The following is a 24,107-nucleotide window of genomic DNA, read 5'->3' as shown; positions in this document are numbered from 1 at the left end:
TGTCTCCTCCTTTTGCGGCGTCAGGGGGCGTCCGGGCGCGGCAGCGGCCCGAGGACGTCCTCGATCGCGAGTCCTATTTCGATGAGGCGGCGGTCGCTGCCGGCCGGTCCGTCCAGTTCGATTCCGACCGGAAGGCCGGTCTCCGGTCCGAGGGCTGCCGGAACGGACAGGCCCGGCAGACCCGCATTCGAGCCGGGATCGGTGTTGCGGATGATGCGGCTGAACATCTCGGGGCTGCTCGCCTCCGGCCCCGCCACTGCAGCGACTTGCGGCACGGTGGGGAAGATCAGGGCGTCGATCCCGCCTTCGTCGAAGATGCTCTCGTACTCCGCGATGAGCGCAGGGCGACCTTCGGAGATGGCGCTCTCGTAGATCGGACCAAGCTCCGCCATCGTGCCGTCCGGCATGGGGAGCTGACCGGGCAGGACGATCGTCTCGTAGGTGCCCTTCACGTCCGGGCTCGCGATCTCGGACACCACGTCCTCGATGGTCAGATCGGGCGCATAGGCATCGAGATAGGCGACCAGGTCGCGCTTGCCCTCGTAAAACGCGATGGGGAAGCTCAGCGTCGCGTTCAATTCGAAGATGCCGGAGGCATCGACGTCCACCATCTCCACCCCGGCCTCTTCGAGCCGGGCGATGGTGTCGCCCCAGACGGCTTGCACGTCGGCATCGAGATCGGCCGTGAAGCCCGGCGCGATGCCGAGGCGAAGGCCATCCAGATCGGCGGCGCTGACCTCATCGTCCCCGGTCACGACGCGGTCGAGAAGCTCGATATCCGCGACGGTTGCGGCGATGAAGCCGGGCGTGTCGCGGGTCGAGGAGATCGGCACGATCCCTTCGGCGGGGTAGCGGTCCATCGTAGGACGGAGCCCGGCGGCCCCGTTGATCGCGGCCGGCACGCGGACGGATCCGCCCGTGTCCGTCCCGAGCCCGGCGAGTACGGCTCCTGCCCCCACGAGCGCGCCCGTCCCGCTGGAGGAGCCCCCCGCGAAGCGCGACATATCATACGGATTGCGCACGCCGGGTTCGGGCCCGGTCTGGTAGACGGGATTCCAGCCCGAAATACCGAAGGCGAGTTCGTGCATGTTGCTGGTTGCAACGACGATGGCCCCGGCAAGCGTCAGCCGCTCGACGATGGGCGCGCTCTCCTCGGAGAAGACGCTGCGCAGCGCGGGCGTTCCGGCGCTCGCCGGCAGGCCCTCCACCTGCGTGTTGTCCTTCACCACGATCGGCAGCCCGGCGAGAGGCCCGCTGACATCCCCGGCATCGACGGCCCGCGCCCGTTCGAGAGCCCGCTCGCCGTCGAGGACGGCGACGGCGTTCAACTCGGACCACGCGTCGAACGCCGCCAGCGCATCCTCAACCGCGGCTTCCGCCGTCTGCTCACCGGCGACGATCGCGTCCACGGTCCCGGCGACGCTCGCCCGCTCCTGCGCCGCGGCCGAAGCGGCGCCGATCAGGAGCGCCGACACAGACGCGCCCCCGATCATCGCTGCGCGGACCCGCCTCATTCGGCGGCAACCTTGGCCGAGGCGCGGCGGGCGCTCGCCTTCTCGGCATAGGCGGTGAGACCGTCGCGGAACCATTCGCCCTCTTCCCACGCCGCCTTCCGGGTGCCGAGACGCTCCCGGTTGCAGGGACCGTTGCCCTTGATCACCTCGAAGAACTCGGACCAGTCGGGCTCGCTGAAATCGTAGCCCTCCTTCTCCTCGTTCCACTTCAGATCGGGATCGGGGACGGTCAGGCCGAGATACTCCGCCTGCGGCACCGTCTCATTGACGAAGCGCTGTCGCAGCTCGTCGTTGGTGTTGATCTTGATCTTCCACCGCATGGACTTCTCGGAGTGGACGGAATCCTTGTCCGACGGGCCGAACATCATCAGCGCGGGGTACCAGAAGCGGTTCAGCGCATCCTGGGCCATCTCCTTCTGCTCCGGCGTGCCCTCGGCCATCTTCATCATGATGTGGTAGCCCTGCCGCTGGTGGAAGCTCTCCTCCTTGCAGATGCGGATCATCGCCCGGCTGTAAGGGCCGTAGGACGTCCGCTGCAGCGGCACCTGGTTCATGATCGCCGCGCCGTCGACGAGCCAGCCGACAGCGCCCATGTCCGCCCAGGTCAGCGTCGGGTAATTGAAGATCGAGGAGTACTTCATCTCACCGGAATGAAGCTTCTCCATCAGCTCGTCCCGCGTCACACCGAGCGTCTCGGCGGCGGAATAGAGGTAGAGGCCGTGACCCGCCTCGTCCTGCACCTTGGCCAGCAGGATCGCCTTGCGTTCCAGCGTGGGGGCGCGGGTGATCCAGTTGCCCTCGGGAAGCTGGCCGACGATCTCGGAATGCGCATGCTGACCGATCTGGCGGATCAGCGTCTTGCGGTAGCCCTCCGGCATCCACTCCTTGGGCTCGATCTTCTCATCCCGATCGATCCGCTCCTGGAACGCGATGTCCTGTTCGGTCGCCTCGGCGTCTCCGCCTTCGGATTTAACCATCTGTGCATACATGACGTGGTCCTCCTCTCAGGGGGTCAAACGCGCTCGAGGATCATTGCGATCCCCTGGCCCACACCGACGCACATCGTGCACAGGGCATATCGCCCGCCGGTGCGGTGGAGCTGGTGGGTGGCATGGATGACGAGCCGCGCGCCGGACATGCCGAGCGGATGGCCCATCGCGATTGCGCCGCCATTTGCATTGACGTGCGCCGCGTCGTCGGGGAGGCCGAGCTCCCGCAGGACGGCGAGCGACTGCGCGGCGAAGGCCTCGTTCAGCTCGATCACGTCCATCTGCTCGATGGACAGACCCGCGAGCTTCAGCACCTTGCGCGTCGCCGGAACCGGGCCCATCCCCATGATCCGGGGCGGAACGCCGGCTGCGGCCATCGCGACGACACGGGCGCGCGGGGTCAGCCCCTGAGCCTTCGCCGCCGCCTCGGAGGCGACCACGGCCGCAGCAGCGCCATCGTTCACGCCGGAGGCATTGCCCGCCGTGACAGTGAGATCGGGCCCGTTCACGCCCTTGAGCTTCGACAGCTTCTCAGCCGTCGTTCCCGGGCGCGGGTGCTCGTCGGTCTCCACGACGACGGGATCACCTTTGCGCTGGGGCACGCTGACCGGAACGATTTCCTCAGCGAAAACGCCCGCCGCCTGCGCCGCTTCCCAGCGGGCCTGGCTCTCGGCGGCGAAGGCATCCTGATCCTCGCGGGAGATCCCGTAATCCGCGGCGACGTTGTCCGCCGTCTCGGGCATCGAGTGGGTCTCGAAGGCCTTCTTCATCTTGGGATTCGGGAAGCGCCAGCCGATCGTCGTGTCGTACATCTCGGCATTGCGGGAGAAGCCGGAGGTCGCCTTGGCCACCACGAACGGCGCGCGGCTCATGCTCTCGACGCCGCCCGCCATCATCCACGCCGCGTCGCCGGCGCGGATCGCGCGCGCGGCCATGCCGATCGCGTCCATCCCCGAGCCGCAAAGCCGGTTGATCGTCGTGCCGGGCACCTCGACCGGAAACCCTGCCAGAAGCGCGGCCATGCGCGCGACGTTGCGATTGTCCTCGCCGGCCTGGTTGGCGCAGCCGAGAATCACGTCGTCGAGCGAGGCCCAGTCCGCGCCCTCGTGACGGGAGCGGATCGCCTCCATCGGAATCGCCGCGAGATCGTCCGCCCGGACGCTCGACAGGGCACCGCCGTAGCGGCCAACCGGCGTGCGGACACCATCGCAAACGAACGCTTCAGCCATACAATCCTCCCTCTCCGGCCGGAAGCCGGACCGTTCCTTGAGGGAAAGATAGGGCGCAAAGCATCACACGTAAACGGCTATCTCATATTTTTTGTGATGCTTCGGCGCGGAGCCGCTCCACCCTCCAGCGCGACGCCTCCGTCTCCGCCGGCATCGGACAGGTCTCGTCGCCGAGGTTGAGGCCGATCTCGGCATCCGCGGCCCCTGCGAGGGCGAGGTAGGTCGAGACGAAGATCGCGCGGGCACGATGCCCCGGCCAGTCCGGCGGCAGGGCGGAGGCCGGCAGGCGTGGATCGGCGAGGGCGGCGCCGCGATACGCATCCACGAGCCGAAGACGAAGCGCCAGCGCCTCGGCCCCGTCCGGGAGCGCCCCGGGTTCCGTCCTGAGGGCATCCTCCAACGGCGCGAAGTCGCGCAGGAACGCCGCGAAGCGCTCGGCGACCTCGCCCAGCGGCCAGAGATCCGCGGCCGGTGTCGCGAGCGCTTCGGGGGCGAGATCGGGCGCCTCGAGGACGGGCCCGGCGGGCCGGGGCATGTCCGCCCTGTCCGGCGCGATCGCGGCCGACGGACCGAGGGAGGCCCAGCCGGGTGGACGGCTCCGCAGCCCGAGCGCCACGAGCCATCCTCCCGCGGCGGCGGGCGGCGCATAGAGAATGCCCGCCGCTTCGGAGAACTCAGCTTCGGCATCCGGCGTCAGACGATAATAGCTTCGCCGCCCGATCCGCTCCCCCTGAAGCCGGCCGGCCCCGACGAGACGTGAAACGGCGGTGCGCACGAGGCTCTCGGAGATGCCGTGCCTGGCGCAGCAATCGATCAGCGTTCCCATCCAGAGCGTTCCGCCCCGCGGCGCGGCGACGTCGCCGTAGATCGTCACGATCAGGGAGGCCGCGCGCGGTGCCGGTCCGGAGAGGATGTCCCGCGCCGCGATCCGCGCCGCCCCGTCCGAAATGTCCATCGCGCCCCGTCCCGCTTTAGATGGGCGCTCAAGGGCGCCCGCGTCCGATCGCAAAGCTCCTAAGCCTCTGCCCCGGCGCGTTCAACATCAAGCGGCAGGACCGGACCCTTACGCGGACAGCTTGAGGCGTGCCTCCCGGCGCTGGCGCTGCACCTCGGGGTCGGGATCCAGACCGGCGGCGAGAAGGCGCTGGGTGTAGCCTTCCCGCGGATCCTCGAAGATGCGGCGCACCGGGCCCTGTTCCACGATTTGCCCGCCCTTCATCACCAGAACGCGGTCTGCGAAATCCCGCACCACGGGGAGGTCATGGGCGATGAACATGAAGGCGATGCCGAGCTCGTCCCGCAACTTGCCCAGAAGCGCGATGACCTGCGCCTGGATGGAGACGTCGAGGGCGGAGACCGCCTCGTCGCAGATGATGAGCTCGGGCTCGAGCGCGAGGGCGCGCGCGATGGCGATGCGCTGGCGCTGCCCGCCGGAGAACTGGTGCGGATACCGCTGCGCGTGCTCGGCCTTGAGGCCCACCTGCTCCAGAAGCTCCGCCACCCGCTCCCGCCACCGGCGCTTCTCGACCACGCCGGGATGGATCACCCAGGGCTCGGAGACGATCTGGAAGACGGACATGCGCGGATTGAGCGACTGCGTCGGATCCTGGAAGACCATCTGGATCTGCCGCCGTGCCTTCGCCATCTCCTTCGGCGTCATTGAGAGCAGGTCTTCCCCGTGCCAGAGCGCCTCGCCGGCCGTGGCCTCCTCCAGCCGCAGGATCAGCTTGGCGGCGGTCGACTTGCCGGAGCCGCTCTCCCCCACCACCGCGAGGGTTTCCCCCCGCATGAGGTCGAAGCTGATGGCATCGAGCGCGGTGAAGGCGCCGTAGGCCTTGGTCAGCCCGCGGCAGGAGAGGATGGGCTCGGCGCCCTCCTCCGGCCGCCGCATGTCCCCCCGGCCGGGCGCTGCGGCGATGAGCTTCCGGGTATAGGGATGCCGGGCATTGTGGTAGAGATCGTGCGGCGTCCCGCTTTCGACGATGCGCCCGCCTTCCATCACCACCGCGCGGTCCGCCGCCTCGGCGACGACGCCGAGGTCGTGGGTGATGAGGACGAGCCCCATTCCCGTCTCCGCCTGCAGCTCCTCCAGCAGCGTCAGGATCTCCGCCTGCACCGTGACGTCGAGCGCCGTCGTCGGCTCGTCGGCGATCAGGATGTCCGGCTTGAGCCCCAGCGCCATGGCGATCATCAGCCGTTGGCGCTGGCCGCCAGAGAACTGGTGCGGAAACTTCTTCATCGCCGCATCGGGGTTCGGGATGCCGACCCGGGATACGAGGTCGCGTGCCCGCGCAAACGCCTCGTCGCCCGGCCGGCCGTGGGCGGTCAGGGTTTCCGCGATCTGCCAGCCGACGGTATAGACCGGATTGAGGTGACTGAGCGGGTCTTGGAAGATCATCGCGATGCGCTTGCCGTTGAGACGCCGGCGCTCCTCGGGGGACATGCGCAACAGGTCCTTGCCCTCGAACAGGATCTCCCCGCTCGCGATCTCGCCCGGCGGGCAGTCGATCAGGTTCATGATCGCCGAGGACGAGACGGACTTGCCCGATCCGCTCTCGCCGAGAATCGCGAGGGTCTCCCCCCGGTCGAGGTGCCATGACACGTCGTTCACCGCGTTGACCACGCCTTGCGCGGTGTGGAACCGCACGGACAGTCCGCGCACCTCGAGAAGATGATCAGCCATTGACGCGCCCTCCGAGTTCGAGACGCCAGCGCTGCGTCGGATCGAGGGCGATCCGCATCCAGCTCGACAGAAGGTTGAGGGACATCGTGGTGAGGATGATCGCAAGGCCGGGCCAGAAGGCGAGCCACCACGCCGAGGTCAGGTATTGCCGCCCCTGGCTCACCATCAGCCCCCACGTGATCTCGGGCGGCTGGATGCCGATGCCGAGGAAGGAGAGCGCGCTTTCCGCCAGCATGACGAAGGCGAAGTCCAGCGTGGCGATGGTCAGGAGCGTCGGCAGGATCACCGGCAGAATGTGCCTAAAGACGATGCGGAAGGTCGAGGCGCCCAGAACCTGCGCCGCCTGCACGAACATCCGCTCGCGGACCTCCAGAACCTCGGCGCGGGTCGTCCGCAGGTAGATCGGGATCCGGGTGATCGCGAGGACGAGGACGAGGTTCAGCACCGACGGCGCGAGGACATAGAGCACGATGACCGCGAGGAGCAGCGACGGAAAGGACATGATGACGTCCGCAAGCCGCATGATGACCTCGCTCCAGATCCGCCGCGAGTATCCCGCGATCAGCCCGAGGGCCGCGCCGATGACGAAGGACGCGGCGACGGCGCCGGCCGCGATCGCGATGGTGTTCTGCGCCGCCACCACGATCCGCGGCAGAAGCGGACGCCCCAAGGCATCGCCGCCGAGGATGTAGAGCCAGCCGCGTTCCAGCGAGAACGGCGGTGCATTGCGGGCGCGGAGGTTCTGCCCGCCGGCCGCGTCGCCGAGAAGGAGTGGACCGAAGATCGCGCAGAGAAGGACGAGGCCCAGAAAGACGACGGCGACGGTTGCGAACTTGTCAGCCCAGAGCATCCGCAGAATGGAGGATTTCGCCGGCGGCGCGGGGTTGGGCGCCGCGGGCGCCGGTGCGGTGATGTCGGACATCGGTCGCGCCTCCTGTCTCAGGTGCGGATGCGCGGATCGAGCAGCGCGTATGCGAGGTCGATCAGCAGGTTCATGAGGAAGATCGCGAGCGCGGTGACCATGATCGCGGCGAGGATCACGTTGAAGTCGCGCTGAAGAATGGAGTCGATCATCAGCTTCCCGACGCCGGGAAAGCCGAAGATGGTCTCGACGACGACGGCCCCGTTCAGGAGCGCGGCGGCCTGGTCGCCGATCACGGTGATCACCGGCAGCATCGCGTTGCGGAGGGTGTGGACGAAGATGATCGGGCGGTTCTTTACCCCCTTCGCCCGCGCCGTCTTCACGTAGGCCGATCCGAGGGCGGAGAGCATGGAGCCCCGCACCACCTGCAGGATCAGGCCGAACGGGCGGATGAAAAGGACCGAAATCGGCAGGACCCAGTGCCAGACCGTGCCCGTTCCGGAGGTCGGCACCCAGCCGAGATTGACGGAGAAGAGCACGATGGCGACGATCGCGATCCAGAAATCGGGGGCCGACGCGCCGACGAGAGAGAGCATCGAGGCGAAACGATCGAAGGCGGACCCCACGCGGAACGCCGTGATCGAGCCCACGACGATGGCCGCGACCGTCACCAGCGTCATCGTGATCACCGCGAGCTGCAACGTCCAGACGAAGGCCTCGAGCACGACGTCGAGCGCCGGGCGCGCCTTGCGCAGGCTGTCTCCGAAATCGCCGCGGACGAGATCGCCGAGGTAGTGGACAAACTGGATATGGACCGGGTCGTTCAAACCGTGGAGCTCGCGGAAGTTCTGCCGCATCGCTTCGCTGGCATCGACCGGAAGGAAGAGCGCCGCCGGGTCACCGGTGAGGCGCGAGAGAAAGAAGACGAGGATCACGAGCCCGAAAAGGGACAGCAGACTCGATATCGCGCGTTTTCCGACCGCTTTGTGCATGACGGGCGTCTCCGCTCCCTCGACGTTGACAGGCAAGGCCTGCGCGGAACCCATGTCCCGCGCAGGCCCGGTTTGTGGCTCAGTTCAGGCCGATTTCGGCGAGCTGAAGCTGGCTGTTGGTGGCGATGGTCGGGGTATAGTCGATATCCTCGGCCACCCGTGCGAAGCCCACCATGTGGAACAGCAGCGCGTCGGCCACCACCTCGTCGTGGAGGTAGGCGAAGAGCTCGGACCACAGCGCGGTGCGCTCGTCACCCGTCGCCGCGGACGCGTCGTCGATCAGCTGATCCACCCTCTCGTCCGCAATCCCGGACTGACGGCCCTCGCTGTCATACTTCCAGAACATCGAGAAGACCGGGTCGCCGCGGGAATTATCATGCTGGGCGCCGACGAGGATCGGACGGTCCTGCACGTAGGGCTTGGAGTAGTACTGCTCGTGCTCGGCCACCTCGACCATCTGGAGGGCGACGTTGAAGCCGGCATCGTTCAGCATCCCGGCAATCGCCTCGTAGGTCTCGGTCGCGCCGGGGAAGTTCCCGGTCCGGCCGATGAGGGAGATCTCGGTATCGACCGGAACGCCGTCCGCGGCCGCTTCGTCGAGGAGCGTTTGCGCCTGCTCGGGATCGTAAGGCCATTGCTCCACATCGGCGTTCCAGCCGATCGTGGTCGGCGGCACGATGGCGGTGGCGACCTCGGTGCCGTCGGCGAGGATCGTGCCGATGAACGCCTCGCGGTCGATGGCGAGGTTCAGCGCGCGGCGCACCCGCTCGTCATCCATCGGGGCGACCTCGTGGTCGATTCGCAGGTAGACGGTCTCGGAGTTGGGATAGGACTTGTCGAGCGTGTCGCTCGTCGCCTCGAGAGCGGAGATGGAGGGCGCGATGTCCGCCTCGCCGGTCTCGACCATCGCCGCGCGAACGGCCGCATCGGAGCGGAAGACGTACTCGGCCGCGGTGACCTCGGGCGCCTCGCCCCAGTAATCGTCCCGGCGCTCGAGACGGATGTTCTGCCCCGGGTTCCACTCGGCCAGGGTGTAGGGGCCGGTCCCGATCGGATCGCGGGTGAACTCCATGCCGGTCTCGGAGGGAACGACCGTCAGGAGACTCATCAGGAGCGGCATGATCGGCTGCGGATCCTCGGAGGTCACTTCGAGGGTGGTGTCGTCCACCGCCGTCATCTCGATCCCCATGCCATCGTAGTAGCGGGAGATCTCGCAGGTGTTCTCGCCGCTCTGCGTGCGCTCGAAGGAATGGACGACATCGCCGGCATCGAAGGCGGAGCCGTCGGAGAACTTCACGCCCTCGCGCAGATCGAAACGCCAGGTCGTGTCATCCGTCTGCTCCCAGCTCGTGGCGAGGCGCGGCGTCACGCCGGCATCGCCGCGAACGTCGAGCTCGGTCAGCGTCTCGGAGATGTTCTGCAGGACGACGCGGCCGATATTGGACCGCGTGGCCATGCAGGGATCGATCAGGTCGAGCTCTTCGCCCAGAACGATGGTCACCTCGCCCTCCTGAGCCGAAGCGGCCCCGAGCGCAGCGGCCGAGACAAGAAGCGCCCCGCCCAGAATTCCCGTGAATCTCATGGTCTTCCTCCCTGTTGATCGCGCTCGGGATGCGACTTCTCCGCTCCCTTTGCGCGCCCCATCTCCCTGCGGGGGCATGCGGCGGAAGCCATGGAAGCCGCCACCGAGTCCGCAGCATATTGGTAAAGTTGGAAAACCATGTCAAACGGGAATGATAGAGCTCTAAAAAATCTTCTATTTCTATGTGTTTGCGCCTTACAGCACGTTGACCTTTGGCAACCTCCAGTCACTTAGTTGACAAGTTGACCCCTTTTTGAACATGGTCGGCGGGACCAGACACATGAGGGTCCGACCCATGACACCCGAGGACATTGCAGAGCAGATGGATGGCCGCCTGAAGGATGGCGCGGCGCTGCTTCCCTCCCCTTGCGTTCAGAACCATGCCGCCTTCCTGGCCCGCCTGCCCGGCGGCGACCTCGTCTGCGCCTGGTTCGGCGGATCGCTCGAAGGCAAATCGGACATCTCGGTGCACGCCAGCATCCTGGCCGAGGGAGCCGATGCCTGGGGCCCGGTTTCCGTCCTGACGGATCTGCCGGATCGCTCCGAGCAAAACCCGGTGATCTTCGTTGCGCCCGGGGGCGACATCCTGCTGTTCAACACGGCACAGCCGGCCGGCAATCAGGACGAGTCCCGCGTCTGGATGCGGGTTCTCACCCGGGACGGGGACAAACTCGTCGCGGGTGAAGGGCGCGAGACCGACCTGCCTCCCGGCACCTTCATTCGCGGCGCGCTCACGGTCCGCGACGACGGCGCTTGGATGCTGCCCCTCTTCCTCTGCCACCCGCGCGAGGGCGCCCGCTGGACCGGTGCGCACGACACCGCCGCGATGGGGATCAGCCACGATGAGGGGCGATCCTGGCAGGTGGAGGAGGTTCCGGGCAGCCTCGGCGCCGTGCACATGACGCCGGTGGATCTCGGCGAGGGCCAAATGGCGGCGTTCTACAGACGGCGCCAGGCCGATATGGTCCATCGCTCCGAGAGTGGCGACAACGGCCGCACATGGTCCGCCCCCGCCCCCACCGACGTTCCGAACAACAATTCCTCGATCTGCGCCGCGCGACTTCCGAGCGGACGCATCGCCATGGTGTGCAACCCGGTCTCTGCGGCCCTGTCCGGCGCGCGCCGCGCTTCGCTCTACGATGAACTCGAGGGCGAGGACGACCGCCCGGACGCGACGGGAGGCTGCACGCCGGTCTGGGGCGTCGAGCGCGCGCCGCTCGCGCTCTGCCTCTCGGACGATGGCGGCAAAAGCTTCCCCGTCCGGCACATCGTCGAGGACGGCCCCGGCACCTGCCTGTCGAACAACTCTCTCGACGGAAACAACAAGGAACTCTCCTATCCCGCGCTTCTGCCGCGCGGCGATGGAGGGATCGACATCGCCTACACCTATCACCGTCGCGCGATCCGACATGTCCGGCTCAGCGCCGAAGACATGCGCCGCATCGCCGGCTGAGGAGGAGAACGCCCATGTCCGGACTTGACCGGCCCATCACGCTGCATCAACCGCGCCGGCTCGAAATCGGCGCCGGCTCCGCCCGGACCCTCGGGGACTGGGCCGCCGGCGCGAAGCGTCCCCTCGTCATCGCCAGCGGCCCCACCGAGCAATACGTGGCGCGGCTGAGCCTGTCCGGCGACGTCCAGGTCATCTCGGACGTCCCTCCCGAGCCGGATCTTCCCGCCTTCGAGGCCGTGCTGGAGCGCGCGCGGCAGGTCGAACCCGACCTCGTGGTCGGCCTCGGTGGTGGATCCGTCCTCGACATCGCCAAGCTCGTCGCAGCGATGTGGGACGGAAACCAGACGCTCAGGGACGTGGCCGGGCCGAACAAGGTCGCCGGGCGCAGGACTCCGCTCGCGCAGGTCGCGACCACCGCCGGCACGGGTTCCGAAGCCGGCATTCGCGCGCTCGTGACCGATCCCGAGACCAAGTCGAAGATCGCGACCGAAAGCCCGTACCTTCTGGCCGATATCGCGATCCTCGACCCCGAGCTGACCTATTCCGTCCCGCCCGCCGTCACCGCGGCCACCGGGATCGACGCGATGGCCCATTGCGTCGAAGCCTTCACGAACATCCGCGCCCACGATCTGATCGACGGCTATGCCCGCATGGGGATCGACCTCGTCGGTCGCTACCTGAAGCGCGCCGTGGAGGACGGAACCGACACCGAGGCGCGCTCGGGAATGATGCTCGCCAGCTATTACGGCGGCATCTGCCTCGGCCCGGTGAACACCGCAGCAGGCCATGCGCTCTCCTACCCGCTCGGCACGCGCCTGTCCCTGCCGCACGGCCTCGCCAACGCGATCATCTTCCCGCATGTGCTGGCCTTCAACCAGTCCAGCCGTCCGGAGAAGACCGAGGAGATCGCCCGCGCGCTGTCCCTCGATGCGGCCGACCTGCTGGCGAGTGCCCACGGCTTTTGCAGCGATCTCGGCGTGGAGATGAAGCTCGCCGCCCATGGTGCCGACCGAGAAACCCTTGGCGACTGGGCCGCAGAAGCCCATGCCATCCGCCGACTGATGGACAACAATCCCCGCGACATGTCCGTGGAGGACGTAACCGCCATCTACCAGGCCGCCTACTGAGCAGGAGCTTTCATGCCTTCCACCGCCTTTGTCGCACTCGTCTCCTGTTTCGACGAGGATGAACGCCTGAACCTCGACGCCACGCGCGCTCAGGTCCGCCGCCAGGTCGCCGCCGGGAACGGCATCATGGCCGCTGGGACCAACGGCGACTTCACGGCGCTGACCTTCGACGAACGCGTCGCGCTCGTGGAGGCCGTTGTGGACGAAGCGAACGGCGCCGTGCCGGTCATGGCCAATGCCGGAACCGCCGCAACCTACGAGACGACGCTTCTGGCGCGGGAATTCGACCGGATCGGCGTGACCGGAATTGCTGTCATCACGCCCTACTTCATCGCCTGTACGCAGGATGGCCTGCACCGCCACTTCAGCACCGTCGCTGATGCCGTGGAAACGCCGGTCTACCTTTACGACATCCCGGCCCGCACCCAGAACCACATCGAACCGGAGACCGCCCGCGCCCTCGCAGCGCACGGGAACATCCACGGCATCAAGGATTCGGGCGGCAGCCAGGACACCCTGTCCGCCTACCTCGAGATCGGTCGGGAGGCGGAGGGGTTCGACGTCTATTCAGGCCCGGATCACCTCGTCCTCTGGAGCCTTCGGAACGGTGCCGCGGGGTGCATTTCGGGCCTCGGCAACGCCATGCCCGAGACGCTGGCAGACATCGTGCGCGCCTTCGATGCCGGCGACGATGCAGCCGCCGAGGCGGCGCAGGACCGCTACGCGAGCTTCCGCACCGACCTATACGCGCTTGGCTATCCGCCGGCGCTGGTCAAGCGCGCCTTGTGGTGCATGGATCCGTCGGTCGGCGCGAGCCGCCAGCCCGCCCTTCTGCCCGACCCCGCTCAGGATGACGCCATCCGCGAGATCCTGCGCCGGTACGAGCTTCTCTAGAGCGACAGGTCCAGCAGGGAGCCACCGAAGAGACGTCCTTGGGAATGCCGGATATGCGCGCGCATCACCTCGCGCGCCTGTTCGGCCTGCCCGGCGGCGATCGCGTCGTGGATCGCCCGGTGTTCCTCCAGAACGGCCTCCAGAGCCAGCGGCCCGTCAGACATCAGGCTCTCGCCGTGCAGCTTCATGCCGACGTAGATATGCTCGCGCAGCGCCCTCAGGGTCTCGACGTAGTAGGAATTGTTTGCCCCGCTCGCGACGGCGACGTGGAAGGCGAAATCGGCGTCCTCCCGGTGCATCTGCGAGCCCGTCGCGTCGGCCAGCATGTCGAGCGTGGCGCGCATTTCATTCAGGATCTCATCGTTCCGACGCTCCGCGGCGAGCCCGGCAGCCTCGACCTCAACCGTGAGGCGGAACTCGTAGCAGCGCTGGATGTCGGCGATGGTCTCGACCCGGGCGAAGCCGAGCGGATTGGCCTTCTGCAATCGTACGAAATTGCCGGCGCCCTGCCGCGCATAGACCAGTCCCTCCTCCCGCAGCCGCTCCAGCGCGGCACGCAAGACGGGCCGGGACACTCCGAAATGCTGCGCCAGCTCCTTTTCCGCCGGGAGCTTCTCGTTCACGCCGTAATCGCCGCGGGTGATCCGCGTGTGCATCGCACGGTACACCTTTTCGGCCAGGGGGGGCCGGGCGCGCTGACCAGCGGTCTCGCTCATGTGGCGTGATCTCCAAACCGGCCCGAGATGCATCTGCGGGCAAGAGCTGCGAGGACGTCCGGCGCGCCGAAGCCCCCGGATTTCGTGACGAGTGCAAGCCTACCCCAAGGCAGTTTCACCTCGCAAACCGGCAGGCCCGGAGAGATCTCCGCGAGGAGGTCGAGCTCCCCGATGCCGAGCTCTGCGAGGATCGCGTTGGCCGTCTCGCCGCCGCAGCACAAGAGGCTCGCCGGGCGATATTGCCGGATGAGCGCCGCCATGCCTGCCGCGAAGACCGCCCCCGCGGCCGCCCCATCGCGCCCTGCCCCGCCATCGGTCATGCGGACGACCTCGACGGAGCGACCGAGCGCCGGGTCACCGACCTGTCCGTCCGGAGCCGCATGCACGGGAATGCCCTCAAGCGCCGCGATCTGGGCGGCGGTGATCGGATCGCGCGAGCCGATCGCCATGAGAAGCGGGCCGTGCAGCGTCGGCCGCTCGGGCGGATCGCCGGGAAAGAGCGTGCGCGCCAGCCCGCCGGCCAGCCCGCTCGCGCCGACCCAGAGAACGCCGGACCGCCCGGCGACCACCCGGTCGATCTCTTCATCGCCGGCGGCGTCAGGCGTTTCGACGGCGCTGGAGAACAGCGGCGCGATCTCGATCGGGCGCTCCACCCCGTGCCCCTCGATGCGGCCGCCGCGCTGCACGCGGCCCATCGCCGGGATCGCCGGCAGAACGACGCAGCGTGGACCGGACATTGCCCACGCGAGCACCTCCGTCTCGGCGCCCGGATGCCCCTTCAATCTCGAATCGATCTTCTTGAGGACGATATCGAAGTCGGACGGATCGACCGCCGCGCATACCGCCTCCATCCGGGCGCGCGCCTCCGCCTCCGATCCGTCCCGCGTGCCGAGGTTGACGGCGAGCACGTCCGGCCGCCCGGCGGCAAGGCAAGCGGCCGTCGCCGGCGTCCGCGCAACGGCCACGCGCCGCCCGGCGCCGGCAAAGGCGACGGCGGTATCGAGTGCGCCGGTCAGGTCATCGGCGATCAGCAGCAATCGAGACAAGCGGCGCTCCATGGATGATGTTGTAAACATCCTAATTTAGCCTGTTTTCGCACGCAACATGACAGTTGCACCCCGACATATCCGTTCTATTGAAACGACTTTACCCATAGGTTAAACCGCGTGTGACTTAATCCGGAGGCCACCGTGAACGCACCAATCGTCATTACCATGGGAGACCCCTCCGGCGTCGGCGCGGAGGTTTCGGTGAAGGCACTGGCCGAGAGCGGCGAGGCGTTCCGCAAACAGACCATCGTCATCGGCGACCGTGACACGATGGAGCGGGCCGTCGCGGCCTGCGGAGTGGACCTGCCCGTGATCGGGCCCGAGGCCTCCGGCGATGGTATCCGCGTCGATCACGTCGAGGTCGAGGGGCTTCCCGGCCGGTTCGGCGTCTTGGACCCCTCCTGCGGCGAGGCCGCCTTTCGCTACATCGACCGCGCGACGACCGCCTGCCTCGAGGGCCGCGCGGGCTGCATCGTGACCGCGCCGATCAACAAGGAAGCGCTCAATTCCGCCGGCCACCACTACGACGGTCATACCGGCATGCTGGCGCATCTCACCGGCTCCGGATCATCCTGGATGCTGCTCGCTTCGGAACGGCTGAACGTGATCCACACCTCGACCCATGTCTCCCTGAAAGACGCGATCGGGCGGGCCACAACCGAACGCGTTCTCGAGACGATCCGCATCGGTCATGCGCATTTCCAGCGGATGGGCGTGGAGGCGCCACGGATCGCCGTCGCCGGGATCAACCCGCATTGCGGTGAGAACGGCCTCTTCGGCCGCGAGGATGACGAGCAGATCGCCCCCGCCGTGGAGGCTGCCCGTGCAGAGGGGATCGATGCAACGGGTCCGATTTCCGCGGATACGGTCTACCACCGGGCCTATCAGGGCGCGTTCGACCTCGTCATCGCGCAGTACCATGATCAGGGACATATCCCGATCAAGCTCGTCGCCTTCGACAGCGCGGTGAACGTCTCCCTCGGCCTGCCGATCCGCCGGTGCTCGGTCGATCACGGCACCGCGTTCGACATCGCGGGCACTGGCAAGGCAAACCACGTCAACATGCTCTCGGCCCTGTCCTACGCGAACCGGATGATGGACGCGGCCGGCTGATGCGCGTTGCGGGGGGCCGGCGCCGGAGCGCCGCCCCCTCGCGCCATCAGTGAGCCGTGTAGCCGCCATCGGTGAGGTGGTAGGAGCCGGTGATGAAGCTCGCCTTGTCCGACAGCAGGAACAGGGTGAGGTTCGCCACCTCCTCGGGCGTGCCCATGCGGTTCTGCGCCGCCTGACCTTCGAGAAAGCTCTGAGTGGCATCGTCGAGATTGCCTTCGAGGAGCGGCGTCTTGATGAAGCCGGGCGCAACGGCGTTGACGCGGATGTTGTCCTCGGCATGCTCGAGCGCCGCCGACTTGGTCAGCCCGACGACGGCATGCTTCGCCGCGACGTAGGCGCCAGAGCTCGCGAAGCCGACCGAGCCGAGGATCGAGGCCATGTTGACGATGGATCCGCCGCCTGCACGCTTCATCGCCGGGATGGCGTAGCGGCAGCCGTAGAAGACGCCGTTGAGGTTCACGTCGATCACGGACTTCCAGCCGTCCACCGGATATTCACCCGTCTTCGCGGCGGGGCCGCTGATGCCCGCATTGTTGACCAGCATGTGAAGCGCGCCGGTCTTCTCTTCGGCGAAGGCGACAAGTGCCTCGACACTCTCGGGATCGGAGACGTCGCCGGCGAAGCCATAAGCCGTCCCGCCCGCCTCGGTGATCGCCTTCACTGCCTTGTCCGCATCCTCCTGCTTGAGGTCGGACGCGATGACCGTGGCGCCGGAGGCCGCAAGCGCCGTCGCGATGGCGTAGCCGATACCGGACGCAGCTCCCGTGACGATGGCCGTCTTGCCGTTGAACGAGATATCCATGGCGATTTCCTTTTCTCTTTCCGTTCGAAAGAGATGGGCGTTCGCCGGGACGTCTTCAAACGGACGAAACCGCGCACGCGGCCGTGGAAGCGAACCGGCTCACTCCGCCGCAATCGCCTCCAGCCGGCGAAACTGCCCGGCATGATGCAGAAGCGGCGCGGCGTCCGGGTCGTGATCGAGATGCCGGACATGGCCGATGAACAGGGCGTGGTCCCCTGCGTCGACCTCCTGCGCGACATCCGCGATCAGGATCGCGGCCGCGCTTTGCAGGACGGGAACGCCGCTCCGGTGCTCGATGAGCGAGGCAAGGGACGCGTCCGGCTTTCCTGCGAAGTGCAGGGCATGGGGCCGCATGTGCTGGGCAAGGACGTTCACCGCGAACCTGCCGGACGTCCGGAGCCTGCCGAGCATGCGCGACGTCCGGCCGACCGAGATGGCGATGAGGGGCGGATCGAGTGACACCGACATGAAGGCACTGATCGTCATGCCGTGATCGCCCTCGCCCGTGCGTGTCGTCACGACGGTAACGCCGCTGGCGAAGCGGCCGCAGCAATCGCGCAATGCGCGCGGGTCTACCGCATCGGCGGTCAGGGTCTGGGTCATCGAATCGTCCTGTCGCAAGTGGAGGATCGGCCGCCATGCTCCGCCCCCGCCCGTCTGAGCATGCGAGGGGGGAGGCGGAACCGGGGCGGAGACGCTACTCTGCGGCCATGCTGGCGGGCAGTTCCTGCCGGACGAGTTCGGCTCCGGCGGCCAGGGCGGCAAGCTTGCCGCGGGCGACGGCGCGGCTCAGCGGCGTCATCCCGCAATTGGTGCAGGGATAGAGCTTGTCCGCATCGACGAATTGCAGCGCCTTGCGCAACGTGGCGGCAACCTCCTCGGGCGTCTCGACGGCGGTATTGGCCACGTCGATCGCACCCACCATCACCTTCTTGCCGCGCAGAAGCTCGATCAGGTCCATCGGGACATGGGAGTTGTGACATTCGAGCGAAACGAGGTCGATATTCGACGCCTGGAGTTTGGGGAACGTCTGCTCGTACTGGCGCCATTCGGAACCCAGCGTCTTCTTCCAGTCCGTGTTCGCCTTGATGCCGTAGCCGTAGCAGATGTGCACGGCGGTCTCGCAGGTCAGACCTTCGATCGCCTTCTCGAGACAGGCGACGCCCCAGTCGTTCACCTCCTCGAAGAAGACGTTGAATGCGGGCTCGTCGAACTGAACGATGTCGACGCCGGCGGCCTCGAGCTCCCGCGCCTCCTCGTTGAGGATCGTCGCGAACTCCCATGCGAGCTTCTCGCGGCTGCCGTAATGGGCATCGTGAAGCGTGTCGATCATCGTCATCGGCCCCGGCAGCGCCCACTTGATGGGGCGATCCGTCTGCGCGCGCAGGAACTTCGCATCCTCGACGAAGACCGGCTTCCGGCGGCTGACCGGCCCGACGACGCTCGGGACGCTGGCATCGTAACGGTCGCGGATCCTGACCGTCTCCCGCTTGTTGAAATCGACGCCCTCCAAGTGCTCGATGAAGGTCGTCACGAAATGCTGGCGCGTCTGTTCGCCGTCGCTGACGATGTCGATGCCGGCGCCCTCCTGCTCGGCCAGGGTCACGCGCAGCGCGTCGTGCTTGGCGGCAACGAGCTCATCCCCCTCGAGCTTCCAGGGCGACCAGAGTTTCTCGGGCTCGGCGAGCCAGGAGGGTTTCGGCAGGCTGCCGGCGGTCGAGGTGGGCAGAAGCTTGGTCATGGGGTCGGGTCCTTCGTTCTCGTTCGGGCCGGCCATCAGGCCGCTTGCCGGGCGGACCATTCGGCCAGCCCCGCGCGATGGGGTTCGATCAAGTGGTCCCTGGCGAATTGTCCCTGCTCGATGGCCAGGCGGCTGCGCTCCTCGCGGTCATAGACGATGCGCGTGAGCGAATAGTCCGGGTTCTCGAGGCTCGGCGCGAAGGTTTCCCCGGCGGCCGCGTTGGCGTTGTAGATCTCGGGGCGGTAGATCCGCTGGAACGTCTCCATCGTCGCGATGGTGCCGATCAGTTCGAGATTGGTATAATCGTTGAGCAGGTCGCCGACGTGATAGAAGGCCAGCGGCGCCGCGCTTCCTTCGGGCAGGAAGTAGCGGACCTTCATCCCCATCTTGCCGAAATACTGCTCCGTGAGCGACGTCTCGTTCGGCAGATACTCGGCACCGAGGACGGGGTGACGATTGGCCGTCCGGCGATAGACCTTGTTGTGCGACACGCTGAGGCAGATCACCGGCAGCTTGCGGAACTCGGCGGCATAGGCGTCCGAGGCGAGGAAGCTGCGGAAGAGCTGGCCATGCAGGTCTCCGAAATCCTCCGGTACGCTGAAGCCCGCACGGCCCTTGTTGTGCTCGGGGATCCTGACGCTGAAGTCGTAATCGCGGACGTAGGACGAGAAGTTGTTTCCGACGATCCCGTCGTGGCGGGCCCCTGTCCGGCGGTCGAGGATCGTCGTCTTGAGCATCTCGATGGCCGGGAAGGCCGGCCCGTCGGCGCCGATGGCGAGGTCGACCGAGACGATGTCCAGCTCCACGCCGTACCGGTCTCCCTCGGCATTGTCCCACGTCGCCAGCGCGTTGAAACGGGACTCGATCATCCGCAGCGCGCCGCGCAGGTTTTCCTGCCGGCTCTCCCCCCGTGCGAGGTTGGCGAAGTTCGTGGTCAGGCGCGTGCTGTCCGCGGGCGTGTAATCTTCGTCGAAACGAAGCGTCTTGATCGTGAAGGCGAAATCGTCGGTCATCGTCTCGTGTCTCCTGGCTTTCCGAGCAAAGCCCGAGGTCCTTGCTGTCCTGCGGGACCGGGCGCGCGGGATAGCCGCGCTCGCCTCGATCCGCCCTCCGCTATATGGCGAAGCCGGACCATGAAGAAAAATGTTCATTTCTCAGGGATAGATGACAGGGTGTCATGCCGCCTTGACCGAAGGAGCGCGGCCCGGCGCGGCGCGTCAGACGCGGACGTTCGCGGCGATCGTCATGAAGCCGTCGAGATAACTCGCGGAGGGGCCAACGCGGTGGCCGAGGTGGATGGATTTCGCGATCCCCTCGCCGATCCGCACGCCCGTCACCCCTTCGACGCCGCGCAGGAGCCAGTCCGGCGTGGCACTGACGGCGCGGCCGGACGAGACGAGACGCAGCATCAGGTCGGTCGTCTCGACCGTGCGGTGCCGCCGCGGGAGCGCATGGGCCGGAACGAGGAACCGGGTGTAGATGTCGAGCCGCTCGCGCGAGACCGGGTAGGTGATCAGCGTTTCGCCTGCCAGATCGCCGGGATCGACATGCGCCTTCCCCGCCAGGGGGTGCGTGTCGGCCACGGCGAGGACCAGCTCGTAGTCGAAGACCGGCGTGTATTCGAGGCCGGGGCGCTCGATCGGATCGGGCGTCACGAGGATGTCGATCTCGTGGCTCAGAAGCGCGGTGAGGCCACCGAACTGAAACGCCGTGGTCACGTCAAGATCGACATCCGGCCATTCGGCGAGAAACGGATCGACGACGCGCATCAGCCAATCCTGGCAGGGGTGGCATTCCATTCCCACCATGATCGCCCCGCGCCGGCCGCGGGCGTAATCCTCGAGGATCGTCGCGCCGTTTTCCAGCTGCGGCAACACCCTATGCGCCAACCCCAGGAGATACTCCCCCGTCATCGTCAGCCGCAGCTTGTGGCCCTCGCGCTCCCACAGTTTGACACCATGGCGCGCTTCGAACCGCCGGATCGCGTGGCTCACCGCCGATTGCGTGAGGTTCAGTCGATCGGCGGCCAGTGTCAGGCTCCCCGTCCGGTCGATCTCGCGCAGGATGGCCAGCGGTTGGATGTCGATCATCAGGCACGCCCTTCCCGTCGGTCTGCCGCGATTGCCCGCTTGCGCATCGCACGAGCCGTCAGGACGGGGTGATACCACGTGCACGCCGGCAGGCCAGTACCGCCCCTGCCCCCCGTGCGCGGCGCGGGCCCCGCCCTTTCGGACATCGCGGGTGGCTGCGCCCACCGGTCGTCCGGGTGAGATACGACCCAAGTCATATCAAATTCCCTTCATTCTCCGGGAATATTGTGTAACTTCCACCGTCATGACCGCATATCCGGATAAAATTGATCTTCGGATCCTCGCCGAGCTCCAGCGCGACGCGTCGCAGTCCCAACGGGCCATCGCCGAACAGGTGGGGCTGTCCCAGAATGCCTGTTGGAGACGCCTCAAGGCGCTCGAAGCGTCAGGTGCGATCCAGCGGCATACCGTCGTGATCGATCGCTCCGCCCTGAACGTCAGTCTCGTGGTGTTCGCGCTGATCAAGACCCGCCATCATTCGGCCGATTGGCTCCGCCAGTTCCGCCAGCACGTGTCCGACATCCCCGAGATCATCGATTTCTTCCGGATCGGCGGGGAGTACGATTACCTGCTGAAGATCATCACGCGGGACATGTCGACCTACGACGCGGTCTACAAGCGCCTGATCGAGAAGCTGGAACTCGAAACGGTGACCTCGTACTTCGCCATGGAAGCGATCGAGGAACAGCGTGCCATTCCTCTGACGTAGCCCCCTGACGATCATTGTTTTGCAGCATGGTGGGCCGCAACGGCGCGCTGCGGCCGGAACAGCGTTAGGACGACGAAGTGCAGCCGGCGATGTTCTCCCCGAGGGACCGAATGAGCGCCGGATAGAAGCCCGGCCCCGTCTCGATGTCGAAACCGAGGGGGTCGATCACCGCGGTCTCGGCGTCCGTCCCCTCGATGACCGTCTGAACGAGGTTCTGATTGAACTGCGGCTCGGAGAAGACGCAGGTGACGCCGAGATCGACAACCGTATCGCGCACCTCTTCGACCCGCGCGGGGCTCGGATCGGAAGCGTCGCCAAGCGAGATCGCTCCAGCGGCGAAGATGCCGAACCGGTTTTCGAAGTAGTGATACGCATCGTGGAACACCACGAAGCTGACCGCGCCGGCCGACGACAGCATCTCCTCCACGTCGCCCATCGCGGCGTCGATCTCCTCCCGTCCCGCGGCGGCGTTCTCGCGGTAGGTTTCGGCATTCTCGGGGTCGAGTTCGGCGAGTTCCTCCGCGATCACGTCCAGCCAGACCTTGCCGTTCTCGGGATCGAGCCAGGCATGCGGGTCGGTGCCCTCATGGCTGTGCCCTGCATGGTCGTGACCATCGTGGTCATGGTCATGCGCGTGATCGTGATCGTGATCGTGATCGTGAGCCTCGAAGGTCGCGCCGTCGCGGAAGTCTAGCGTGGTGGTGCCGTCCACATCCAGAAGCTCTACGATACGGGCGTCCGGGGACAGCGTGTCGATCGAGTCCCCGAGCCACGGCTCGAGCTCCGCGCCGATCCAGAATACGGCGTCCGCCGCGTCGAGCGCTCCGGCCTCCGAGGGACGCATCGCATAGCCGTGCGGTGACGCCCCGGGCCGGACCACGAGATCAGGCTCGCCGAGGCCGTCCATGACACGGGCGACCAGACCGTGGACGGGCGCGATATCGGTGGCGACCTGCGGCACGTCCGCCGAAACAGCCGTGGCGGCGATGATGGCGAGCACACTGCCCGCCAGAGATTTCCCAATGATGACGGACATCCCGACCCCCTGTAATTGAGTAACAAGCCGCCGGCATATTAGTTACAGTATACCGTATCAAGTTCATTCTGTGCCGGACGCCGCCGTGAGCCGGTACGGGGTCGAGGCGCCTCGATGCGCTACGTCCATGCCCCGGACGGTCTCGGCGTTGGTGGAGGCGAAACGGCTCGCCTGATGCGCCTTTCACGGGGGCGACGCAGGGCGCCCGGGACATGCGACGGAAGGCCTCTTTTGGCGCCCCCGAGAATCGCGTAAAACCCCAGCTCTGGGGGATTGGAATGGCAGCAAGCGTACATCTGGTAAAGCTCTGCGTCGGGATCGACAGGATCTCCGCGCTCAAGGAGCGGCAGGCCCTGCCTCATGCCAGGACATCCGACGGGTTTCCCCGGCACGTCACGCGGATGTGGCCGAAACGGGAGGCCGACCTTCTGGACGGCGGCTCGATCTACTGGGTGATGAACGGGCTTCTCATGGCGCGTCAGGCCCTCGTTCGCCTGGAAGAGGTGCGGCGGGAGGACGGGATCCTCCGCTGCGGCATGGTCCTGTCCCCCGAGATCGTCCCCGTCGAGCCGCAGCGCAAACGCCCCTTCCAGGGCTGGCGCTACCTCAAGCCGGAGGACGCTCCGGCGGACCTGACCGGCCCCGCCGAAGAGGATGACGAGGACCTGCCTCCGTCCCTCCTCGCGGCCCTGGCGGATATCGGGGTGCGCCGCGCCTGACGCTCAGCGCTTGCGGAACGTGAGGTAGTGCGGCGTGCGGCCCTCCCGCAGCGCCTTCTGCTCGTAGCGGGTGGAGATCCACTCCCCCCACGGCTCCCGCCAGTCCCGCGCGCTTTCGGCCAGCCACTCGAAGCCATGCCGCGGCACCTCTTCGAGCGTCTGGCGGACGTAATCGGGAATGTCCGTCGCCACGCGGAACTCCGCCCCCGGCTTCAGCACCGCCGCGAGCGGCTTCAGATGCTCCTCGGTCACGAAGCGGCGGCGGTGATGCCGCGCCTTCGGCCAGGGATCGGGGTAGAGGAGGAACGCCTTCGAGACTGAGCCTTCCGGAAGGACGTCGAACAGGTCCCGCGCGTCTCCGGGATGGATGCGGAGGTTATCGACGCCCGCCGCCTCGATCTTTCCCAGAAGCATGGCCACGCCGTTGATGTACGGCTCGGCGCCGATGATCCCGGCCTGCGGGTTGTGCGCCGCCTGATGAACGAGATGCTCGCCCCCGCCGAAGCCGATCTCGAGCCAGATCTCCCGCTGCCCGAAGAGCGCCGGAAGATCGAGGGGCCGGCGGTCCGGGTTTTCCTCCCAGCTCACCTTGCCGGGCGACAGGGGCGCCAGCTCCGTCTCCAGCCGCCGCTCCTGGGAGGGCCTGAGATGCTTGCCCTTCCGCCGCCCGTAGAAGTTGCGCCAGGGCGCGCCGGAGGGGGCGGAACCGGGGGTATCTGTGTCGTCGTCGCTCATGGGACGTGCGGATACATCACAGGCGGGGCAAAGGGCAATCGGGCGCGGATACGCGCGGGCGGCATCACCGGT

At 67.1% G+C, this 24,107-nt stretch carries 23 protein-coding genes; 6 read left to right on the top strand and 17 right to left on the bottom strand.

What is annotated here, in order from left to right:
- Positions 1-20: 20 nt before the first annotated feature.
- The 8 genes from iaaH to DQG15_RS15575 form a co-directional block, all read right to left on the bottom strand.
- Positions 21-1,514 carry an indoleacetamide hydrolase gene (gene iaaH / locus DQG15_RS15610; protein ID WP_198665174.1) on the bottom strand — a complete coding sequence of 498 codons (1,494 nt, stop codon included), beginning with the start codon at positions 1,512-1,514 and terminating at the stop codon, positions 21-23.
- Complete coding sequence (gene paaA, locus DQG15_RS15605; RefSeq protein ID WP_116086829.1) at positions 1,511-2,503, bottom strand: 1,2-phenylacetyl-CoA epoxidase subunit PaaA; 993 nt, start codon at positions 2,501-2,503, stop codon at positions 1,511-1,513. The genes iaaH and paaA overlap by 4 nt, the downstream gene beginning before the upstream one ends.
- 23 nt (positions 2,504-2,526) lie before the next feature.
- Positions 2,527-3,732, bottom strand: a complete 1,206-nt coding sequence (gene pcaF, locus DQG15_RS15600) for a 3-oxoadipyl-CoA thiolase (protein ID WP_116086826.1) — start codon at positions 3,730-3,732, stop codon at positions 2,527-2,529.
- Positions 3,733-3,814: 82 nt separating this feature from the next.
- A complete protein-coding gene (locus tag DQG15_RS15595; protein ID WP_116086824.1) occupies positions 3,815-4,687 on the bottom strand; it encodes a PaaX family transcriptional regulator C-terminal domain-containing protein in 873 nt (290 codons plus the stop codon).
- A gap of 108 nt (positions 4,688-4,795) precedes the next feature.
- On the bottom strand, positions 4,796-6,415 hold the full coding sequence (locus DQG15_RS15590) for an ABC transporter ATP-binding protein (protein ID WP_116086821.1): 1,620 nt from the start codon (positions 6,413-6,415) through the stop codon (positions 4,796-4,798).
- On the bottom strand, positions 6,408-7,337 hold the full coding sequence (locus DQG15_RS15585; protein WP_116086819.1) for an ABC transporter permease: 930 nt from the start codon (positions 7,335-7,337) through the stop codon (positions 6,408-6,410). The genes DQG15_RS15590 and DQG15_RS15585 overlap by 8 nt, the downstream gene beginning before the upstream one ends.
- Positions 7,338-7,354: 17 nt before the next feature.
- Complete coding sequence (locus DQG15_RS15580; RefSeq protein ID WP_116087257.1) at positions 7,355-8,269, bottom strand: ABC transporter permease; 915 nt, start codon at positions 8,267-8,269, stop codon at positions 7,355-7,357.
- A 79-nt stretch (positions 8,270-8,348) separates the two neighbouring features.
- Positions 8,349-9,851, bottom strand: coding sequence for an ABC transporter substrate-binding protein (locus DQG15_RS15575; RefSeq protein WP_116086816.1), 1,503 nt, complete (start codon positions 9,849-9,851; stop codon positions 8,349-8,351).
- Positions 9,852-10,146: 295 nt separating this feature from the next.
- Between DQG15_RS15575 and DQG15_RS15570 the strand changes: the two genes are divergently transcribed.
- The 3 genes from DQG15_RS15570 to DQG15_RS15560 are packed head-to-tail and all read left to right on the top strand — an operon-like array spanning position 10,147 to position 13,325.
- The gene (locus DQG15_RS15570; RefSeq protein ID WP_116086814.1) at positions 10,147-11,304 is read left to right on the top strand and encodes an exo-alpha-sialidase; all 1,158 of its coding nucleotides are present in this window, start codon (positions 10,147-10,149) and stop codon (positions 11,302-11,304) included.
- A 14-nt stretch (positions 11,305-11,318) separates the two neighbouring features.
- Positions 11,319-12,431, top strand: a complete 1,113-nt coding sequence (locus DQG15_RS15565; RefSeq protein ID WP_116086812.1) for an iron-containing alcohol dehydrogenase — start codon at positions 11,319-11,321, stop codon at positions 12,429-12,431.
- Between the two features lie 12 nt (positions 12,432-12,443).
- Positions 12,444-13,325, top strand: a complete 882-nt coding sequence (locus DQG15_RS15560) for a dihydrodipicolinate synthase family protein (protein ID WP_116086810.1) — start codon at positions 12,444-12,446, stop codon at positions 13,323-13,325.
- On the opposite strand, the gene DQG15_RS15555 is transcribed toward DQG15_RS15560, so the two are convergent.
- Complete coding sequence (locus tag DQG15_RS15555) at positions 13,322-14,041, bottom strand: FadR/GntR family transcriptional regulator (RefSeq protein WP_116086808.1); 720 nt, start codon at positions 14,039-14,041, stop codon at positions 13,322-13,324. The two genes, DQG15_RS15560 and DQG15_RS15555, sit on opposite strands and share 4 nt — an antisense overlap.
- Positions 14,038-15,087, bottom strand: coding sequence for a four-carbon acid sugar kinase family protein (locus DQG15_RS15550; RefSeq protein WP_198665173.1), 1,050 nt, complete (start codon positions 15,085-15,087; stop codon positions 14,038-14,040). Before DQG15_RS15550 ends, DQG15_RS15555 begins: the two co-directional genes overlap by 4 nt.
- A 144-nt stretch (positions 15,088-15,231) precedes the next feature.
- Here DQG15_RS15550 and pdxA point away from each other — a divergent pair, with 144 nt between their 5' ends.
- Positions 15,232-16,203: a 4-hydroxythreonine-4-phosphate dehydrogenase PdxA gene (gene pdxA / locus DQG15_RS15545; RefSeq protein ID WP_232830887.1), complete on the top strand. Its 972-nt coding sequence runs from the start codon at positions 15,232-15,234 to the stop codon at positions 16,201-16,203.
- A gap of 46 nt (positions 16,204-16,249) precedes the next feature.
- On the opposite strand, the gene DQG15_RS15540 is transcribed toward pdxA, so the two are convergent.
- The 5 genes from DQG15_RS15540 to DQG15_RS15520 form a co-directional block, all read right to left on the bottom strand.
- A complete protein-coding gene (locus tag DQG15_RS15540) occupies positions 16,250-17,005 on the bottom strand; it encodes an SDR family NAD(P)-dependent oxidoreductase (RefSeq protein ID WP_116086802.1) in 756 nt (251 codons plus the stop codon).
- Between the two features lie 99 nt (positions 17,006-17,104).
- Complete coding sequence (locus DQG15_RS15535; RefSeq protein WP_116086800.1) at positions 17,105-17,608, bottom strand: flavin reductase family protein; 504 nt, start codon at positions 17,606-17,608, stop codon at positions 17,105-17,107.
- A 94-nt stretch (positions 17,609-17,702) separates the two neighbouring features.
- Positions 17,703-18,746 (bottom strand): methionine synthase, encoded by a 1,044-nt coding sequence (locus tag DQG15_RS15530; protein ID WP_116087255.1) that lies wholly within the window; start codon positions 18,744-18,746, stop codon positions 17,703-17,705.
- 35 nt (positions 18,747-18,781) lie between these two features.
- Positions 18,782-19,759, bottom strand: a complete 978-nt coding sequence (locus tag DQG15_RS15525; protein ID WP_116086798.1) for a DUF1852 domain-containing protein — start codon at positions 19,757-19,759, stop codon at positions 18,782-18,784.
- Between the two features lie 204 nt (positions 19,760-19,963).
- Positions 19,964-20,836: a LysR family transcriptional regulator gene (locus DQG15_RS15520; protein WP_116086796.1), complete on the bottom strand. Its 873-nt coding sequence runs from the start codon at positions 20,834-20,836 to the stop codon at positions 19,964-19,966.
- Between the two features lie 244 nt (positions 20,837-21,080).
- Between DQG15_RS15520 and DQG15_RS15515 the strand changes: the two genes are divergently transcribed.
- Positions 21,081-21,545, top strand: a complete 465-nt coding sequence (locus DQG15_RS15515; RefSeq protein WP_116086794.1) for an Lrp/AsnC family transcriptional regulator — start codon at positions 21,081-21,083, stop codon at positions 21,543-21,545.
- Between the two features lie 64 nt (positions 21,546-21,609).
- Here the strand turns inward: DQG15_RS15515 and DQG15_RS15510 are convergent, their stop codons facing one another.
- Positions 21,610-22,581 (bottom strand): zinc ABC transporter substrate-binding protein, encoded by a 972-nt coding sequence (locus DQG15_RS15510; RefSeq protein WP_116086792.1) that lies wholly within the window; start codon positions 22,579-22,581, stop codon positions 21,610-21,612.
- A 278-nt stretch (positions 22,582-22,859) separates the two neighbouring features.
- On the opposite strand from DQG15_RS15510, the gene DQG15_RS15505 reads away from it, so the two are divergent.
- A complete protein-coding gene (locus tag DQG15_RS15505; RefSeq protein WP_116086789.1) occupies positions 22,860-23,300 on the top strand; it encodes a DUF1489 family protein in 441 nt (146 codons plus the stop codon).
- 3 nt (positions 23,301-23,303) lie between these two features.
- Here DQG15_RS15505 and trmB read toward each other — a convergent pair whose 3' ends face one another.
- Positions 23,304-24,035 (bottom strand): tRNA (guanosine(46)-N7)-methyltransferase TrmB, encoded by a 732-nt coding sequence (gene trmB, locus DQG15_RS15500; RefSeq protein ID WP_116086787.1) that lies wholly within the window; start codon positions 24,033-24,035, stop codon positions 23,304-23,306.
- Positions 24,036-24,107: the final 72 nt, after the last annotated feature.

Origin of the sequence: Tropicimonas sp. IMCC34011, assembly GCF_003390865.1 — a bacterium.
GTDB lineage: Bacteria > Pseudomonadota > Alphaproteobacteria > Rhodobacterales > Rhodobacteraceae > Tropicimonas_B.
Note: the sequence above shows the minus strand (reverse complement) of the source record. Positions and strands in the feature narration are given on the sequence as shown.